19 protein-coding genes are annotated in these 15,688 nt (G+C 66.2%); 9 read left to right on the forward strand and 10 right to left on the reverse strand.

What is annotated here, in order from left to right; translation table 11 throughout:
- Nucleotides 1-2: 2 nt before the first annotated feature.
- The 3 genes from AC1RP5_RS16570 to AC1RP5_RS16580 all read left to right on the forward strand — a co-directional run bounded on the left by AC1RP5_RS16570 (nt 3) and on the right by AC1RP5_RS16580 (nt 2,490).
- Entirely contained in the window at nt 3-1,283 is a 1,281-nt protein-coding gene (locus AC1RP5_RS16570; protein WP_493112282.1) for an amino acid ABC transporter permease, read from the forward strand.
- 20 nt (nt 1,284-1,303) lie between these two features.
- Nucleotides 1,304-2,074, forward strand: a complete 771-nt coding sequence (locus AC1RP5_RS16575) for an amino acid ABC transporter ATP-binding protein (RefSeq protein WP_493112283.1) — start codon at nt 1,304-1,306, stop codon at nt 2,072-2,074.
- Between the two features lie 116 nt (nt 2,075-2,190).
- Nucleotides 2,191-2,490, forward strand: coding sequence for a hypothetical protein (locus tag AC1RP5_RS16580; RefSeq protein ID WP_493112285.1), 300 nt, complete (start codon nt 2,191-2,193; stop codon nt 2,488-2,490).
- Here the strand turns inward: AC1RP5_RS16580 and AC1RP5_RS16585 are convergent.
- From AC1RP5_RS16585 to AC1RP5_RS16610, 6 genes are read right to left on the reverse strand one after another with little or no spacing between them, the layout of a single operon-like run.
- A complete protein-coding gene (locus AC1RP5_RS16585; protein ID WP_493112287.1) occupies nt 2,487-3,590 on the reverse strand; it encodes a DegT/DnrJ/EryC1/StrS family aminotransferase in 1,104 nt (367 codons plus the stop codon). The two genes, AC1RP5_RS16580 and AC1RP5_RS16585, sit on opposite strands and share 4 nt — an antisense overlap.
- Nucleotides 3,587-4,030: a sugar 3,4-ketoisomerase gene (locus AC1RP5_RS16590; protein ID WP_493112289.1), complete on the reverse strand. Its 444-nt coding sequence runs from the start codon at nt 4,028-4,030 to the stop codon at nt 3,587-3,589. The genes AC1RP5_RS16585 and AC1RP5_RS16590 overlap by 4 nt, the downstream gene beginning before the upstream one ends.
- Before the next feature lie 13 nt (nt 4,031-4,043).
- Nucleotides 4,044-4,958 (reverse strand): DMT family transporter, encoded by a 915-nt coding sequence (locus AC1RP5_RS16595; protein ID WP_493112291.1) that lies wholly within the window; start codon nt 4,956-4,958, stop codon nt 4,044-4,046.
- Entirely contained in the window at nt 4,955-5,875 is a 921-nt protein-coding gene (locus AC1RP5_RS16600) for a DMT family transporter (RefSeq protein WP_493112292.1), read from the reverse strand. Before AC1RP5_RS16600 ends, AC1RP5_RS16595 begins: the two co-directional genes overlap by 4 nt.
- Nucleotides 5,876-5,888: 13 nt before the next feature.
- A complete protein-coding gene (locus tag AC1RP5_RS16605; protein ID WP_493112293.1) occupies nt 5,889-6,260 on the reverse strand; it encodes a dihydroneopterin aldolase in 372 nt (123 codons plus the stop codon).
- A 2-nt stretch (nt 6,261-6,262) separates the two neighbouring features.
- Nucleotides 6,263-7,024, reverse strand: a complete 762-nt coding sequence (locus tag AC1RP5_RS16610; RefSeq protein ID WP_493112295.1) for an SDR family oxidoreductase — start codon at nt 7,022-7,024, stop codon at nt 6,263-6,265.
- A gap of 54 nt (nt 7,025-7,078) precedes the next feature.
- On the opposite strand from AC1RP5_RS16610, the gene AC1RP5_RS16615 reads away from it, so the two are divergent.
- The 3 genes from AC1RP5_RS16615 (at nt 7,079) to AC1RP5_RS16625 (ending at nt 10,113) form a co-directional block, all read left to right on the forward strand.
- Nucleotides 7,079-8,200 carry an NAD(P)/FAD-dependent oxidoreductase gene (locus AC1RP5_RS16615; RefSeq protein WP_493112297.1) on the forward strand — a complete coding sequence of 374 codons (1,122 nt, stop codon included), beginning with the start codon at nt 7,079-7,081 and terminating at the stop codon, nt 8,198-8,200.
- Nucleotides 8,197-9,027, forward strand: a complete 831-nt coding sequence (locus AC1RP5_RS16620) for an alpha/beta hydrolase (RefSeq protein WP_493112299.1) — start codon at nt 8,197-8,199, stop codon at nt 9,025-9,027. Before AC1RP5_RS16615 ends, AC1RP5_RS16620 begins: the two co-directional genes overlap by 4 nt.
- A 111-nt stretch (nt 9,028-9,138) precedes the next feature.
- Nucleotides 9,139-10,113 (forward strand): NAD(P)H-dependent flavin oxidoreductase, encoded by a 975-nt coding sequence (locus AC1RP5_RS16625; protein WP_493112301.1) that lies wholly within the window; start codon nt 9,139-9,141, stop codon nt 10,111-10,113.
- A 27-nt stretch (nt 10,114-10,140) separates the two neighbouring features.
- Here the strand turns inward: AC1RP5_RS16625 and AC1RP5_RS16630 are convergent, their stop codons facing one another.
- On the reverse strand, nt 10,141-10,533 hold the full coding sequence (locus AC1RP5_RS16630; protein WP_493112302.1) for a hypothetical protein: 393 nt from the start codon (nt 10,531-10,533) through the stop codon (nt 10,141-10,143).
- Nucleotides 10,534-10,539: 6 nt separating this feature from the next.
- Nucleotides 10,540-11,337, reverse strand: coding sequence for an alpha/beta fold hydrolase (locus AC1RP5_RS16635; RefSeq protein ID WP_493112304.1), 798 nt, complete (start codon nt 11,335-11,337; stop codon nt 10,540-10,542).
- A 129-nt stretch (nt 11,338-11,466) separates the two neighbouring features.
- On the opposite strand from AC1RP5_RS16635, the gene AC1RP5_RS16640 reads away from it, so the two are divergent.
- Nucleotides 11,467-11,919: a MarR family winged helix-turn-helix transcriptional regulator gene (locus AC1RP5_RS16640; protein WP_493112305.1), complete on the forward strand. Its 453-nt coding sequence runs from the start codon at nt 11,467-11,469 to the stop codon at nt 11,917-11,919.
- Nucleotides 11,916-13,151, forward strand: a complete 1,236-nt coding sequence (locus AC1RP5_RS16645) for an MFS transporter (RefSeq protein WP_493112307.1) — start codon at nt 11,916-11,918, stop codon at nt 13,149-13,151. Before AC1RP5_RS16640 ends, AC1RP5_RS16645 begins: the two co-directional genes overlap by 4 nt.
- On the opposite strand, the gene AC1RP5_RS16650 is transcribed toward AC1RP5_RS16645, so the two are convergent.
- Nucleotides 13,112-13,861 (reverse strand): VOC family protein, encoded by a 750-nt coding sequence (locus tag AC1RP5_RS16650; RefSeq protein WP_493112309.1) that lies wholly within the window; start codon nt 13,859-13,861, stop codon nt 13,112-13,114. The two genes, AC1RP5_RS16645 and AC1RP5_RS16650, sit on opposite strands and share 40 nt — an antisense overlap.
- Before the next feature lie 61 nt (nt 13,862-13,922).
- On the opposite strand from AC1RP5_RS16650, the gene AC1RP5_RS16655 reads away from it, so the two are divergent.
- A complete protein-coding gene (locus tag AC1RP5_RS16655; protein ID WP_493112310.1) occupies nt 13,923-14,843 on the forward strand; it encodes a branched-chain amino acid ABC transporter permease in 921 nt (306 codons plus the stop codon).
- On the opposite strand, the gene AC1RP5_RS16660 is transcribed toward AC1RP5_RS16655, so the two are convergent.
- Nucleotides 14,830-15,621, reverse strand: a complete 792-nt coding sequence (locus AC1RP5_RS16660) for an enoyl-CoA hydratase (RefSeq protein WP_493112312.1) — start codon at nt 15,619-15,621, stop codon at nt 14,830-14,832. The genes AC1RP5_RS16655 and AC1RP5_RS16660 overlap by 14 nt on opposite strands.
- Between the last annotated feature and the right edge of the window lie 67 nt (nt 15,622-15,688).

Consider the following 15,688-nt stretch of genomic DNA (forward strand, 5'->3'; position numbering starts at 1 on the left):
GCATGACTGACGCAATGCCAGTCGGCGACCGCAAGCCGCTCGCCCCGCCGGTCGACGAGACCGGAGTCCTGGGCTGGGCCCGCAAGAACCTGTTCTCGAGCTGGGGCAACGGCATCACCACGGTGGTGCTGATCGCCGCCGTCGCCTGGATCCTCTCCTGGTTCCTCGAATGGGCGCTGTTCACCGCCAACTTCACGGCCTCGACCGGCGCCGAATGCCGTGGCGGGGGCGCCTGCTGGGCGCTGATCCGCGAGAAGTTCCGCTACATCTTCTTCGGCTCGTTCCCCTACGAGCAGCATTGGCGGCCGCTGTTCGCGGTCATCGCCATGCTGGCGATGCTGGTGCTGAGCGCCGACCGGCGCATGTGGAACTGGCGCCTGCTGGTCATCTGGGGCGTCGGCTCGTTCATCACCTTCATCCTGATGTTCGGCCAGATCCACATCCCGCTGAGCCTCATCCTGTTCATCGCCGCGGTCGGCGGCGGCATCGGCCTCGCCCTGCGCAGCGCGCTCGCCGAGCCCGCCGAGCGGTTCGCCTATTACGGTCTGCTCGGCATCGGCGTGCTCGGCCTGGCACTCCGGATCGTGGGTGTGCTGCCCAAGTGGAGCATCGCCATCGCGCCGTTCAGCTACGTCGAGACCAGCCTGTGGGGCGGCCTGCCGGTGACGCTGATCCTGGCCACCTACGGCCTGGTCTTCGCGTTCCCTTACGGCGTCCTTCTGGCGCTCGGCCGGCGCTCCAACCTGCCCCTGATCAAGGGCCTGTGCGTGGGCTTCATCGAGTTGATCCGCGGCGTGCCGCTGATCAGCCTGCTGATCATGGCCTCGGTCATGCTGCCGCTGTTCCTGCCTTCCGGCACGACCATCGACAAGTTCCTGCGCGCCCAGGTCGCCGTCATCCTCTTTGCAGGCGCCTACATCGCCGAGGTTATCCGCGGCGGCCTGCAGTCGTTGCCCAAGGGCCAGTTCGAGGCGGCCGACGCGATGGGCCTCAACTACCCGCAGAAGACGCTGCTGATCATCCTGCCGCAGGCGCTGCGCGTGGTGATCCCGCCGCTCATCAACACCTTCATCGGCTTCTTCAAGGACACGTCGCTGGTGCTGATCATCGGCATCTTCGACTTCCTGAACACCGCCAACCAGGCGCTGGTCGATCCCAACTGGGCAGGCTTCCCGGGCGAGGTCTACCTGTTCGCCGCCTTCGTCTACTTCATCTTCTGTTTCTCGATGTCGCGGTACAGCAAGTACCTCGAGTTCGAGCTCAACAAGGGTACGCGCCGCTAGGCGCCGTCAGGGAGCAACTCATGGCCGCAACCGCGCGCGATCTCTCGAAGCTCGAATCGGTGATCCAGCTCAAGGGCGTCAACAAGTGGTACGGACAGTTCCACGTGCTGACCGACATCAATCTCGACGTGAAGGAAGGCGAGAAGATCGTCATTTGCGGACCGTCGGGCTCGGGCAAGTCGACCCTGATCCGCTGCATCAACCGGCTGGAAGAGCACCAGCAGGGCGACATCGTGGTGCACGGCGTCACCCTGTCGAACGACGTGAAGAACATCGAGGCGATCCGCCGCGAAGTCGGCATGGTCTTCCAGTCGTTCAACCTCTTCCCGCACCTCACCATCCTCGACAACCTCACCCTGGCGCCGATCTGGGTGAAGAAGATGCCGAAGAAGGATGCCGAGGAGATCGCGATGGGCCTGCTGAAGCGGGTGCGCATCCCCGAGCAGGCGCTGAAGTATCCCGGCCAGCTCTCGGGCGGCCAGCAGCAGCGCGTGGCGATCGCCCGTGCGCTCTGCATGCGGCCCAAGATCATGCTGTTCGACGAGCCGACCTCGGCGCTCGATCCCGAGATGGTGAAGGAAGTGCTCGACGTCATGATCGAGCTGGCCCGCGAAGGCATGACCATGCTCTGCGTCACCCACGAAATGGGCTTCGCCCGCGCCGTTGCCGACCGGGTGATCTTCATGGACCGCGGCGAGATCGTCGAACAGAACGAGCCGGAAGAGTTCTTCGCCAATCCCCGGAACGAGCGCACCAAGCTCTTCCTCGGCCAGATCCTGCACAATCACTGACCGCCCCGGCGTCAGCGTCCGCTGACGCAATTGTGGCGAATTGAGGGAAGCGGCATTTCGGCCGCAACCCTGCGAACTCTCTTCGTGTTAGTCCATCAGCAACACAGGAGAGCGCCATGCGAGTCACTGGCATCATCGCGGCGGCCCTCATGGCCGCAACCGTCGCCGGCTGTGCGTCGGAATCCTACTACGGTCCGAACGGCAGCTACCCGTACCGTTCGCAGGCCTACGCCCCAGGCTACACGACCTATTATTCGTCGCCGGCGCCGAGCTATTACGCGCCGCCGGGCTCGTACCGGACCACGACGTACCAGTACAACTACGCCCAGCAGCCGACCTATTCGCAGCGCGGCTATGACGGCTACTGGGATTACCAGCGCAACTACCGCGGCATCCACGCGGCGCCGGAGCTTTAGGCTCCGAGCGTCTCGCGGATCACGCCACACACCTCGTCGACCGCTTCGACCGGCATGTGCGGTCCCATGGGCAGGCTGAGCACGGTCTCGGCCAGCTTCTCGGCGAGGGGATATGTCCCCTTGCCCTGGCCGAGGTCGGCATAGGCTTCCTGAAGATGGGGCGGGATCGGATAGTGAATGAGCGATCCGATGCCGGCCTTTTCCATCGCCTTCTGGACGTCGGCGCGACGGTTCGTGCGCACCACGTAGAGGTGCCAGACCGGCTCGGCCCATTGAGGGACATGAGGAAGGCCGAGGCTTGGAATGTCGGCGAGCTTGTCGTCGTAGCGGGCGGCGATGACGCGGCGCCGATCGTTCCATTCGTCGAGCTTGGGCAGCTTGGCGCGAAGGAACGCGGCCTGCAGCTCATCGAGGCGCGAGTTCTGCCCGCGCTCGAGGTTCACATACTTCACCCGGCTGCCGTAGTTGCGCAGCACGCGCAGCCGCTCGGCGAGCTTGGGATCGTCGGTCGTGACCGCGCCACCGTCACCGAACGCTCCGATGTTCTTGCTGGGAAAGAAGCTGTGGGCGCCGGCGTCCCCGAGCGATCCGGCCCGCCGCCCGCGCACTCGCGATCCCTGGGCCTGGGCCACGTCCTCGACGACCCTGAGGCCACGCTTGGCCGCCAGCGCCATGATCGCGTCCATGTCGGCCGGCTGACCATAAAGATGAACCGGCATGATCGCCTTGGTGCGCGGCGTCAGTGCCGCCGCGATGCGATCGGGATCGATGTTCGGGCCGCCGGGTGTCGGCTCGACCGGCACAACCTTCGCGCCGACCGCCGTCACCGCGAGCCATGTCGCGATGTAGGTGTTGGACGGCACGATGACTTCGTCGCCGGCGCCGATGTCCCAGGCGCGCAGCGTCATCTCAAGCGCCTCGAGACCGTTGCCGAGGCCGACACAATGCTTGGTGCCGCAGAAGGCGGCGTACTCGTTCTCGAAGGCCTCGACCTCCTTGCCGAGCACGAACCAGCCGGACTCCATCACGCGCGCATAGGCGGCGTCGAGCTCGGGCTTGAGCTCGGTGTAGACCGACTTCATGTCGAGGAAGGGGATCATGCGCCCCTCGCGGCCGCAGCCTCGCGCTTGAAGGCTTCGTAGTCGCGCAGGTACTCGCTCTCGTCGTACAGGGTCGAGGCGATGACCAGGATGACCGTCTGCGGCGCGAAGTGGGTCAGCTCGTGCCAGACCATCGGCCCGATGTGCAGCGCCCGTCCCGGATCGTTGAGGACGACCGTCTCCTTCACCTTGCCGTCGTCGAGATGCACCTGACAGGACCCGTTCATCACCAGCGTGACCAGATGCGACTCGCGATGGCCGTGCCGGCCACGCCATTGGTCGGGCGCGATGTCGTGCAGCCAGAAGAGGCGCCGCACCGTGAAGCCCAACTGGTGGTCGAACTCGAGGAAGTTGATCTTGCCGCGTACGTCGCCCCTGCCGGGAACCGACAGCCAGCGGCAATTCGAGATGTTGAGGTGAGGAAGGGACATGTCGGGCATGGCAGAGCCTGTCCTAGCGTTTCATCGTTTGTAGTTTTCGCCACTGCATGTAGACGACGCCGCTGAGCGCGACGAGCCCACCGGCGATCTGGTAGGCGTTGGGAATGAAGCCATAGGTCATTGACCATAATACGGCGAAAAACGGCACGAGATTGACCCAGAGCGACGCAATTGCAACACCCAGACGGCTCGCGCCGACGTTCCAGAGATAAGCGCCCATCCCGCTCGCGAAGACGGCAACCAGCAGGAGTTGCGTCCACACCCAGAGGTCGCTGACGGCAAACGGCGAATGCGCCCAGCCCAAGCCGACCAGCGTCGCACTCGCAAGCACCATCCACCCCAGCGCCGACAGCGACGCGACATAGGCCCGGTGGAGCTGGCTGGCCCGGTCGAACCAGGCCTGCGCCTTCAGGCTGTAGAGCGTCCAGAGCGCGTTGGAGGCCAGCACCACGATCTCGCCGCCGCCCAAGGTCAACGCGCCCCGGCCGAACAGGCTCCCCGCCGCCAGGATCGCTCCGCCCGTGAGTGTCAGCGCCAGCGCAACACCGAAGCCCGGATCGAAGCGCATTCCCGTCATCAGGCGGACGGTCACGGCGGCGACCAGCGGCCCCGCGACCTGCACGGCAGCCGCCGAGATCGGATTGCTGAACTTGATGCCCAGCAGGAAGATCGTGAAGAAGCCGCTCATCATCAGGCCGAGCAGCAGGAAGCGCTTCAGCCCGACCTCGATCCGGAGCTTGCCGGCGCCTTCCACCAGGACCAGCAGCAGGCCCAACACCGTCACCGCCACCAAGGTGCGAACCGTCAGCATCGGCACGATGTCGAAATGCTGCAGCATCACCTTGGAAACAGGGACGTTGGCGCCCCAGGCCAGGCCCACGAACACCATCGCGGCGAAGGCGCCCAGCATGTGCTTGTGGTCGGTCATCGCCGCGCCGCCCGCGTCTGGCGGATTTGCAGCTGGGCGATGCCCGCCAGGACGATGACGCCGCCCACCACCTGCAGCCAGCTCGGCTCACGTCCCATCAGCGCGGCGAGGCCGATGGCGAAGACGGGCGCCGAATTGGCGAACAGCGAGGCCACGGGCACGCCGACCAGCGAGACGCCGGTGTTCCAGAGCAGCACCGCCACCGCAACGCCCAGCACGCCGATCCACGCCACCATGATCCATTCGGAAGGTGTCGGCGCGCGCGTCGGCCAGGTGAGGCCGCCCAGTGCCCAGACGACCGCGCAGACCACGCCCAGCAGCACGCTCGCCACCGTGGAGGTGAGTGCCGACAGCGCGATCTGGCCGCGATCGGAGAGCCATTGCTGAGCGCGGATCGAGTACCAGCTCCAGCAGAGCTGGGCGATCACCAGCAGGATCTCACCGCCCTCGAGGCCGAAGGCGTTGGCGGCCCGGCCGGGCGTGCCGACCACGACGACGATGCCGCCGGCCACGACCAGCAGAAGCGTGAGCCCGAATCCCGACGGCGTCGTGGCCCCCAGCATCACGCGCGACAGCAGGGTCGCCCAGATCGGCCCGCACATCAGCACGATCGCCGAAGTGGCCGGATGGGCGTGCGCCACGCCGAACGTGTAGAGCACCGAGAAGGCGGTCATCGCCGTCCCCAGTTTCAGCAGCCGCCCCCAATCGAGCGGCCGCGGCGCTGCCACCGGCTTCGTGCTGAGGAACACCGCCAGCCAGAGCACGGGCAGGCCCAGGATGTAGCGCGACCAGGAGAGCAGCCAGTTGTCGTAATGCTCGGCCAGCGCCGCCAGCACCGGGATCATCGATCCCCAGATCAGCGCAGCCAGCAGCAGGACAAGGCTGGCACGCCGCAGCGCGCCGACGGATGGGCCCATCGGGTTGTGCCGCTCAGCCGGCCGTGCGCCGGCGGACGGCCTCGTAGCCGACACGGCAATCCTTGTAGACGTCGGGCTTCTCGGTCGAGACGCGCGCCTCGGCGACCTGCGGCTGGGCGAGACAGAGATCGAGGATGGCCTCGACCAGCGTCTCCTGCAGGTTGAAGTGTCGACTTGCCGCGAGCGTCGTGATGCCGTCGTGGATCAGGTCGTAGTTCAGCACGTTGGCGATATCGTCGCCGGCTTCGCGTTCGGGCTGCTTCAGCAGCAGATCGACGTTGATGACGACCGCCTGCGGCTTCTCCAGCTCGAAATCGTAGATGCCGATCGAGACCTGCAGACGCAGGTCGCGGATGAAAATGCGGCGCTCGGTCATGCCGGCCATGGTTACTTCTTCTTTTTCCTGTCGAAGGCAATGTCGCGCGGGCGACCCGTCAGATGCTCGCCGCCATCGACGATGATCGTGTCGCCGGTGTAGCTCGGCGTCGCCACGATGAAACGCAGGGCGCGGACCAGATCCTCGACCGTGACACCCACCCCCAGCGGGTTGGCGGCATGCTGCTCGGCAAAGCGCGCATCGGTCTGGCTGCCGCTGCGCAGGGTGAGGCCGGGCGCGATGCCCGCCACCCGCAGTCGCGGCGCGAAGGATTGCGCCAATAGGGTCGTCAGTCCCTGCAGTCCCACCTTGGAGAGCGTGTAGGTGAGAAAGTCCGGATTGAGGTTGAACAGCTTCTGGTCGAGCACGTTCACGACCAGGCCGGTCTCGCTCTCGGGAAGTTGCCGCGCCAGTGCCTGTGACAGCAGCAGCGGCGCCCTCAGGTTGATCGCCATGTGCAGGTCGAAATCGGCCGCGGTGGCCGTCGGCGCCCGGTCGAGCCTGAACAGCGAGGCGCTGTTCACCAGGCAGGTCAGCGTCACGCCGGGCGCCTGGCACTTGCCGATCAGCGCCTCGGTCTGCCGTGCGGACGCCAGATCGGCTTTCACCGCCTTGGCTTGGCCGCCGGCCGCCCGGATCGAAGCGACGGTCTCGCGCGCTCCGGCGGCCGAATCCTTGTGATGCACGAACACGAAGAAGCCGTCGGCCGCCAGCGCCAGTGCCAGCGCGCGGCCGATCCGTACCCCCGCCCCGGTGACCAAAGCGCCTTTCATGCTGCGACACCCGCCCTTGGTGACTGAAAGAGGCGGCGGTTCTAGCATGCGACCATGAATTCGTCCCCGTTCGAAACCGTAGACTGCGTTGTGATCGGCGCAGGTGTTGTCGGCCTTGCCGTCGCCCGCGCACTGGCCCTGGCGGGCCGTGAGGTCATCGTCGTGGAGGCCGCCGATGCCATCGGCACCGAAACGAGCTCGCGCAACTCCGAGGTCATCCACGCCGGCATCTACTACCCCAAGGGCAGCCTGATGGCGCGCTCCTGCGTCGCCGGCCGGCGCATGCTCTATGCCTATTGCAAGGACCATGGCGTGCCGCATCTCAATTGCGGCAAGCTGATCGTGGCGACCAACCAGGCCGAGAGCGAGAAGCTGGCCGAGATCAAGGGCCGCGCCGAGGCCAACGGCGTCGAGGGCATGCGCTTCCTGAGCGCCGCTGAGGCGATTGCCATGGAGCCCAACCTGCAGTGCACCGCGGCGCTGTTCTCGCCCAGCACCGGCATCGTCGACAGCCATTCCTACATGCTGGCGCTGCAAGGCGATGCCGAGAGCCACGGCGCGATGTTCGCCTTCAACAGTCCCGTCAAGAGCGGCCGCGTCGTCGACGGCGGCGTCGAGATCGAGGTCGGCGGAACCGAGCCGATGAACCTGCGTTGCCGGCTGCTGATCAATGCGGCGGGCCTGCATGCACCGACCTTGGCGAAAAAGATCGTGGGCATGCCATCCGAGCACATTCCGACCGCGTACTACGCCAAAGGAAACTACTTCACCTTGACCGGCCGCTCCCCCTTCTCCCGCCTCATCTACCCGGTTCCCGTGCCGGGCGGCCTTGGCGTGCACATCACCGTCGACATGGGCGGCCAGGCGAAGTTCGGCCCCGACGTCGAGTGGATCGACGGCATCGAATACACGGTCGATCCGCATCGCGCCGACAAGTTCTATGCCGCCGTCCGCAAGTACTGGCCCGGCATCAAGGACGGTTCGCTACAGCCCGGCTATGCCGGCATCCGCCCCAAGATCGTGCCGCAGGGTGCGCCGGCGCAGGACTTCACCATCACCGGCCCGGCCGACCATGGCGTGCAAGGCCTCATCAACCTGTTCGGCATCGAATCGCCCGGCCTCACCGCCTCGCTGGCGCTGGCCGATCAGGTTCGCGACATCGCCTCGACGGCATGACGCTGGCACGCCGAGGCCTCATCGCCAGCGTCCTCGGCCTGCTCGGCGGCTGCTCTCCCGCAGCGCTTCTGAACACGACGGTCTCGCGTCAGGGCTACAAGCTCGAAGCCGATATTCCCTACGGCCCCCTTACGCGCCAGAAGCTCGACGTCTACACGCCCGATCAGCCACGTGCAGATGGCAAGTCGGTGATCTTCTTCTACGGTGGCTCCTGGGATTCCGGCGCCAAGGGCGACTACCTCTTCGTCGGCCAGGCGCTGGCAGCGCGCGGCATCACCACCATCATTCCCGACTACCGCCTCTATCCCGAGGTTCTCTACCCGACCTTCCTCGATGACTCGGCTTCGGCGACGGCATGGGCCACCCGGAAAGTCGGCACGGAAAAACTGTTCGTCGCCGGCCACTCGGCAGGCGCCTACAACGCGATCATGATGGTTGCCAACACGCCCTATCTCGCGGCCGCCGGCGTCGACCGAATGAAGTTGGCAGGCGGCATCGGCATCGCGGGGCCCTACGATTTCCTCCCGCTGACTTCGCGCAAGCTGCAGGAGATTTTCGGCGGCGCGGATCGCCGCGAGACCCAGCCCATTACCTATGCCCGCGCGCCCCTGCCGCCGATCCTCCTCCTGCACGGCACGACGGACACGACGGTAAAACCCTTCAACAGCGAGAGGCTTGCCGAGGCGTGGCGACAGGCGGGCGGCAAGGCTGAGCTAAAACTCTATCCCGAGGTCGAACATATCGGCATTGTCGGCGCCTTCTCCGGCCTGTTGCGCGGCCGTGCGCCCACGCTCGAAGACATGATTTCGTTCATCGACCGGACCTGACCTGCGCTGGATCGCTTTGCGGAAGGGATAGCCATGGTGCGGTCTGTGGGCTGGCCGCCGCCGCGCCGGTTCGCTAATGCTTGGGAAAGTTACCCAAGAGGAAACGGCCAGATGATCAAGACGCGCTTCACCGAGATGTTCGGCATCAAGCACCCGATCGTGCAGGGCGGCATGCAGTGGGTCGGCCGCGCCGAACTCGCTTCCGCCGTGTCCAACGCCGGCGCGCTCGGCATCCTGACCGGCCTGACGCAACCGACGCCCGACGACCTGCGCAAGGAGATCAAGCGCTGCCGCGAGATGACCGACCAGCCGTTCGGCGTGAACCTCACCATCCTGCCGACGCTCGTGCCGCGTCCCTACGGCGAGTACATCGACGCCATCATCGATTCGGGTATCAAGATCGTCGAGACGGCGGGCAACAATCCCAAGCCATTCCTGCCCAAGCTGAAGGAAGCCGGCGTCAAGGTGATCCACAAGTGCACTTCGGTCCGCCACGGCATCTCGGCTGAAAAGGTCGGCGTCGATGCGATCTCGATGGACGGCTTCGAATGCGCCGGCCATCCCGGCGAGGACGACGTGCCGAATCTCGTGCTGCTGCCGGCCGCGGCCGACGTCATCAAGATCCCGATGATCGCCTCGGGCGGCTTCGCCGATGCGCGCGGCCTCGTGGCGGCGCTGGCGCTGGGCTGCGAGGGCGTCAACATGGGCACCCGCTTCATGGCGACCAAGGAAGCGCCGATCCACCAGAACGTGAAGGAGAAGATCGTCTCCTCCAACGAGCGCAGCACCTCGCTGATCCTGCGCACCATGCGCAACACCAGCCGCGTCTACGGCAACAGCATCGCCAAGAAGACGATCGAGATGGAAGGCGAAGGCAAGACCATCCAGGAGATCGGCCCGTTCGTCGCCGGCGCCAAGGGCAAGGTCGTCTACGAGACCGGCGACCTCGAGCACGGCATCTGGTCGGCCGGCACCTGCATGGGCCTGATCAACGACATCCCGAGCTGCAAGGAGCTGGTCGAGCGCATCGTCGGCGAGGCCGAGCAGATGATCCGCGGCCGCCTCGCGAAGTCGCTCGCGGCCTGAGCCACGCGAAGCGAGATCGGGCGCGACCTAGCTCGGGCGCGCCCGATGACGCTTCCAGCCACGCCAGGCGATGCCGCCGATCGGCGGCAAGAGACAAAGCGCAACGGTAATGATCGCCAGTTGCGCAATGAGGCAGGCCCAGCCGGGCCGAGGGTTCACGACGCACCCCCAGTCGAGCCCCATGAAAACGAGTGCCGCCAACAGGACAGGATTGGTGAGCACGGCAACCGCCCAGAGTTTCAGGGCCGGCGCGTCGACGCCAGGCTTCCACTGGCACACCAACGAACTCACGACCGAGCCGAGCAGCATTCCGATGCCGCAAATCAGCATGGCCTCGGGCGCGAGGAAGGCGCCTGCCCCAGCGCCCACCAGGAGGGCGCTGACGAGGTGACCCATGACGAAGGGGCGGATACGCAGCATTGATCCTCAGCCGGCGATCAGCCTGGCGACCGCTTCGGGATGGCTATCGAGCATGCCGTGGTTGGCGCCGGCAAGCGCGTCGAGGCGGGCGTTGGGCAGGAGCTTCAACAAGCCGCGGCCGATCGCCCGCACGACTTCCGGACTCCTGTCGCCACAGATCACCAGAACCGGCGGCGTGAACGCCGCGAGCTGCGAGGCCGTCACCGAGTCGTTGAAGCCGCTGCGCACGTCGAGCGCGTTGCGCGCGGCATTGGCGTCGAGATAGGCGCGCACCGGATCGGGCATCCGGGCAAAGGCCTGGTCGCCGAACCAGTAGTCGACCATCAGCCGAACGACGCCGGGCTCGCCCTCCAGGGCGCGGCGCGCATAGTCGTCGAAGTGCGCCGTCGCGGGGTCGAGCGCTTCCCGATCGTCGGTAAGCTGGAGCGCGCGGAAGAACACCGGCTCGAACAGGACCATCTTCGCGATCGTTCCGGGCGCGGCCTGCATCGCCGCCTGGATCGCGATGACTCCCCCGAAGGAATGCGCGACCAGACGAACGGGCTCGCCGGCGCTTTCGACAAGCCGGGCCACCGCCGCGCCCATCAGGGCCGCGCGGCCCACCGGCTCATCCGGCACGCCCTCCGAGCTGCCATAGCCGGGCAGGTCGACGGCCAGCAGGCGGAAGTGGTCGCGAAGATGGGGCGCGATGCGGCCCCAGGAGCGGTTGTCGCCAGGCGAGCCGTGAACCAGCACAACAGGAGGCCCGCTCCCCTCGTCGCGGTAGTTGAGCTTCTTGCCGGAGGGCAATTCGAGAAGAGGCATCAGCGAGGTCCGTTCTGTACCAGCAAGGTCACGTGCCATGTGCCAGCACCTTACCGCTGCCGGCAACAGGAGGGGCAATCAGCAGTTGCCATTTCCATGTATATACAATTATTGTAGATACATATTACGATGCCCCGAAAAGCTCAATCCCCCAAATCGTTGCGGACCGATGCCCGCGCCGCCCTCGCATCCTGCGCCGGCTGGAACGCCCGGCTGGCGGCACGGCGGATCACGCAGTTCCTCGAACAGCGCATGGAAGGCGCCGGTCTCTCCTTCGCGCAGTTCGGCCTGATGGCCGAGATCGCCTCGGCCGCCGACGACACGATCAGCGCATTGGCCGCACGCATGGGCCTCGACCAGTCAACACTGTCCCGCACCCTGCGCACACTCGAAGCCGACGGGCTGGTCGAGATCGCCGTTACCGAAGGCGACCAGCGCAAACGCATGGTCTGGCTCACCGAGACCGGCGCCCGGCGCCTGGAAGCGGCCCTCGTTTCTTGGCGGCAGGCCCATGCCGAACTGGGCAAACTCATGCCCGTCGATCTTGCGCGGCGTCTCGCGCTGGAGGCTGAAAAACTATGAGCAACTCCGCCCTTCTCGACAGCCGCACCGCCTGGATCACGGCGTCCGCGGCGCTTGCAATCCTGACGCTGTGCTACGGCGCACCGCTGGTCTCGGTGGTCGCCATGAAGCCGATCGCGGCGGAACTCGAAACCTCACGTTCGGGTCCGGCCGGCGCTGGCTCCATGGTCTATATCGGCGCGGCCTTCGGCGGCATCGTCGCGGGTTGGCTCGCGGGCAAGCTCGGCGTGCGCCGTGTCGTGATCTTCGGCGGCACCATGGTGGGCGCAGGCCTGATCCTCTCCTCGTCCGGCGGCATCTTCGAGCTCTATGCCGGGCACGGCGTGCTGATGGGCCTGTTCGGCACGGCCTGCATGTTCTCGCCGCTGATCACCTATGTGAGCCGCTGGTTCGAGCGTCGCCGAGGTGCCGCCGTGGCTCTGATCTCCTCGGGTCAGGCCGTCGCCGGCGCGATCTGGCCGCCGATCCTGCAGCTCGGCGTCGACAGCTTCGGCTGGCGCTGGACGATGGTCGCGTTCGCAATCCTCACGGTCATCGCGGTGGTGGCGCTCACGCTCGTCTTCCTGCATCCGCCGCCCGAGGAATCGGCAGCGGCGGTGAGCGCCTCGGACCGGCCGCAGGCGAGCGGCGACGTCCTCGGCATGCCGCGCAACCGGCTGATGATCCTGCTGATGGCCGCGGTATTCTGCTGCTGCGTGCCCATGGCGGTACCGATGCACCACGTCCCTGCTTTCTGCAGTGACCTCGGCATGACACCACAATATGGCGCGGCGATGCTGTCGGTCTTGCTGGGCTGCGCCTTCCTGGCGCGACAGTTCTGGGGCTGGGTCGCGGATCGCATTGGCGGCCTGCAGACCTTGCTATGGAGTTCGCTCGTCCAGGCAACGGGGCTGGCCGGCTTCCTCCTGACAAAGGATCAAGCCGCCCTGTTCGCCATCTCGGCCATCTTCGGCATCGGCCTGTCGGGGCTGCTGCCGGCCTATGTCATCGCCGTGCGTGAATACTATCCGGTCGAGGAAGCCAACTGGCGCATCCCCACCGTCCTGTTCGCCGGCCTTTTAGGCATGGCGACGGGCGGCTGGGGTGCGGGCTTCCTCTACGACGCGTTCGCGGGCTACCTGCCCGCCTTCGCCGTCGGGATGGCGTTCAATCTCGCCAATCTCGCGGTCCTGTTATTCCTGGTCTCGCGCACTCACACCAGATTGATGCGGCAACCGCAGACTTCGACCTGAGCAGGGCCCATCTTGCGGCCGCGCTTCTCGGCCGCCGCAAGCACGCGCTCGCGATCGACCACGGTCACGTCGTAGGCCGACACGCCCGGCCCACGCCCGTCGACGATCGGTACGAAGCGGATCTGCGAACCGTCGAGCCGGATGATGTTGTCGACGGCCGGCCGGTCGAGGATCCGCGACCAGGCGGCAGCAGCGCCGTCGGGATCGTCATGCTGGATCTCGACGCCCGCGAGCCCGTTGGTGACGTCCGAGCGTTTATGCTTAACCCAGTCCTTCTCCGCGGGCGGCCACCACAAAGCGGGATCGGTGCCCGCCGGGGCGAAGGTCGTGTCGATCGACAGCAGCACGCCGTTCGTGTCCGAGGGATGGAAGTGCGTGTACTGGTATTCGGGCAGGTCCTTCTCGGCCACGGCGCGTACACCGAGGGCGGTGACACGCTGGCGCTCGGCGGCAGCATCGGGCACCTGCAGGATCACCATGTAGCCGCCATCGCCATGGCGACGCTCGATGTAGCGTCCGGCCGATGTCCCTTCCTTGAAGGGCGAGACGATCTCGAGGAAGTCGTTGCCGGTCGGGCAGACCACGTTGGCCAGCCCCCATTTTGCGACACCGGGATCGCGATAGGCGACCTCGATGCCCAGGATGTCGCACAGCTCCTCAGCGGAGCTCTCCAGGTCTTTGCAGACGAAGACGCACTGCCTCAGTCTCATGGCTTCGCTCCCATTCCGTTGTTGTACCGTCTATCGTAACGCCATGCGGACCGTTTGGACCATGAGCTTCGTCGCAGCGGCCGCGCTCTCCTTCTGTTTTCCCGATTTCGTCATCTTTCGCTTCACGCAAGCTGTGATCTGGTCGATCGCGTTGGTCGGCCTCGTCATCCTGTGTGGCATCAGCGGACAGTTCTCGCTGGCCCAGGCCGCCTTGTTCGGGATCGGCGGCTACGGCGCTGCGATCCTCGCGACCCACACGCCGCTTTCGCCCTATGCTGGCCTCGCGCTCGCGCCGCTTCTGGGCTTTGTTGCAGGCTATGGCGTCGGCCGCGTCGCCAGTCCGCACACCCTCTGGACCCAGGCCCTCGTCACTTTCGCCTTCGCCATCGCCTTTCCGCAGTTCTTGCGCTGGCCACCCATCGAGCAATGGACCGGCGGCGTGCAGGGCCTCTATCTCGATTTCCCGACGCCGCCCTTCAGCCAGCTCAGCAACGATCGCTGGGCCTTCCTGATGGCGCTGGGGGTGCTCGCGACGGGGATCTGGCTGGCTCACAATCTGATCAACAGCCGATCAGGCCGAGCGTTGCGTGCCGCACGGGATAACGACATCGCGGCGGAGGCACAGGGCATCCTCGTGCCGCAAGCGCGCGCCAAGGCTTCAGGCATCGCCGGCGCCTATCTCGCCGTCGCGGGCTGCCTGTCGGCCTGGCAATTCGGGTATGTGGGACCGGGCGGCTACAATTTCGCGCTCTCAGTCCAGATGCTATTCGGCCTGGTGATCGGCGGCATGCATTCGCCGGGCGGCGCGATCCTGGGTGGCCTGTTCCTGCAGTTCTTTCCCGACGTGACGGCGGGACTGGGCAAGGGCTACTCGGCCCTGCTCTACGGCGTGCTGCTGATCGCCGCCATGGTCGCGATGCCCGACGGCGTGGCGGGCGCGCTGGCCCGCCTCGCCGCCTGGCTTAAACTCAGACGCCCTTGAAGTTCGGCGCGCGCTTCTCGACGAACGCGCGGGCGGCTTCCTTGTGGTCCTCGGTCTCGCCGGTACGGATCATGCGCGCGGCTTCGCTGTCGAGCGCCTCGGAGAGCGTGCCCTCTTCCGCGACCTTCATGTTCTTCTTGGCGTGCCACCAGGCGACGCGCGGACCGGCCGCCAGCTTCTTGGCGAAGGCCATCGTCTCGGCATCGAGGTTGGCGTCGTCGATGATCCGGGTCGCGAGGCCGAGCTTCTCGATCTGTTCGGCGTTCAGGATCTCGGCGGTGAAGTAGAGCTCGCGGGCCTTCGACGTGCCGACCAGCTTGTGCAGGAAATAGTGCGAGCCGAAATCGCCCGAGAAGCCGACCTTGGCGAAGGCCGTCGTCATGCGCGCGCTCTTGCCGGCGAAGCGCATGTCGGCGGCGAGGGCCAGCGAGAGGCCGGCGCCGGCGGCGACGCCATTCACCATGGCGATCGTGGGCTTGCCCATTTCGTGAAGCAGCTCGGAGACCTGCATGCGCACACGGATGTCGTGAACCTTGTCCTCGTAGGTCTTGTCCTGGTCGCGGCCCGCCGCCATCGACTTCACGTCGCCACCGGCGCAGAAGGCCTTGTCGCCGGCGCCGCGCACGACGACGCAGCCGATGCTGCGGTCACCCGCCGCCTGCTCGAGCGATTCAGTCAGCGCGTTCATCATGTCGCGGCTCAGCGCGTTCATGGCTTCGGGACGGTTCAGCACGATCTTCATCACGCCGTCTTCGACGGTCTTGATCAGGTGGGACATCGACTTCCTCCGGGATTGCGATTGGCGGGTGTTGCGGCGAATGTTTCCCAAACCAATGAGTCACGCA

Source organism: Reyranella sp. GW821-FHT12G01, assembly GCF_058806575.1.

Bases quoted from the DNA above. Each gene is read 5' to 3' on its own strand.
- AC1RP5_RS16625 (WP_493112301.1), top strand. From the start codon at position 9,139: ATGATCAAGACGCGCTTCACCGAGATGTTCGGCATCAAGCACCCGATC.
- AC1RP5_RS16575 (WP_493112283.1), top strand. From the start codon at position 1,304: ATGGCCGCAACCGCGCGCGATCTCTCGAAGCTCGAATCGGTGATCCAG.
- AC1RP5_RS16580 (WP_493112285.1), top strand. From the start codon at position 2,191: ATGCGAGTCACTGGCATCATCGCGGCGGCCCTCATGGCCGCAACCGTC.
- AC1RP5_RS16595 (WP_493112291.1), bottom strand. From the start codon at position 4,958: ATGACCGACCACAAGCACATGCTGGGCGCCTTCGCCGCGATGGTGTTC.
- AC1RP5_RS16615 (WP_493112297.1), top strand. From the start codon at position 7,079: ATGAATTCGTCCCCGTTCGAAACCGTAGACTGCGTTGTGATCGGCGCA.
- AC1RP5_RS16600 (WP_493112292.1), bottom strand. From the start codon at position 5,875: ATGGGCCCATCCGTCGGCGCGCTGCGGCGTGCCAGCCTTGTCCTGCTG.
- AC1RP5_RS16610 (WP_493112295.1), bottom strand. From the start codon at position 7,024: ATGAAAGGCGCTTTGGTCACCGGGGCGGGGGTACGGATCGGCCGCGCG.
- AC1RP5_RS16590 (WP_493112289.1), bottom strand. From the start codon at position 4,030: ATGCCCGACATGTCCCTTCCTCACCTCAACATCTCGAATTGCCGCTGG.
- AC1RP5_RS16585 (WP_493112287.1), bottom strand. From the start codon at position 3,590: ATGATCCCCTTCCTCGACATGAAGTCGGTCTACACCGAGCTCAAGCCC.
- AC1RP5_RS16640 (WP_493112305.1), top strand. From the start codon at position 11,467: ATGCCCCGAAAAGCTCAATCCCCCAAATCGTTGCGGACCGATGCCCGC.
- AC1RP5_RS16570 (WP_493112282.1), top strand. From the start codon at position 3: ATGACTGACGCAATGCCAGTCGGCGACCGCAAGCCGCTCGCCCCGCCG.
- AC1RP5_RS16620 (WP_493112299.1), top strand. From the start codon at position 8,197: ATGACGCTGGCACGCCGAGGCCTCATCGCCAGCGTCCTCGGCCTGCTC.
- AC1RP5_RS16635 (WP_493112304.1), bottom strand. From the start codon at position 11,337: ATGCCTCTTCTCGAATTGCCCTCCGGCAAGAAGCTCAACTACCGCGAC.
- AC1RP5_RS16630 (WP_493112302.1), bottom strand. From the start codon at position 10,533: ATGCTGCGTATCCGCCCCTTCGTCATGGGTCACCTCGTCAGCGCCCTC.
- AC1RP5_RS16660 (WP_493112312.1), bottom strand. From the start codon at position 15,621: ATGTCCCACCTGATCAAGACCGTCGAAGACGGCGTGATGAAGATCGTG.
- AC1RP5_RS16605 (WP_493112293.1), bottom strand. From the start codon at position 6,260: ATGGCCGGCATGACCGAGCGCCGCATTTTCATCCGCGACCTGCGTCTG.
- AC1RP5_RS16645 (WP_493112307.1), top strand. From the start codon at position 11,916: ATGAGCAACTCCGCCCTTCTCGACAGCCGCACCGCCTGGATCACGGCG.
- AC1RP5_RS16650 (WP_493112309.1), bottom strand. From the start codon at position 13,861: ATGAGACTGAGGCAGTGCGTCTTCGTCTGCAAAGACCTGGAGAGCTCC.
- AC1RP5_RS16655 (WP_493112310.1), top strand. From the start codon at position 13,923: ATGAGCTTCGTCGCAGCGGCCGCGCTCTCCTTCTGTTTTCCCGATTTC.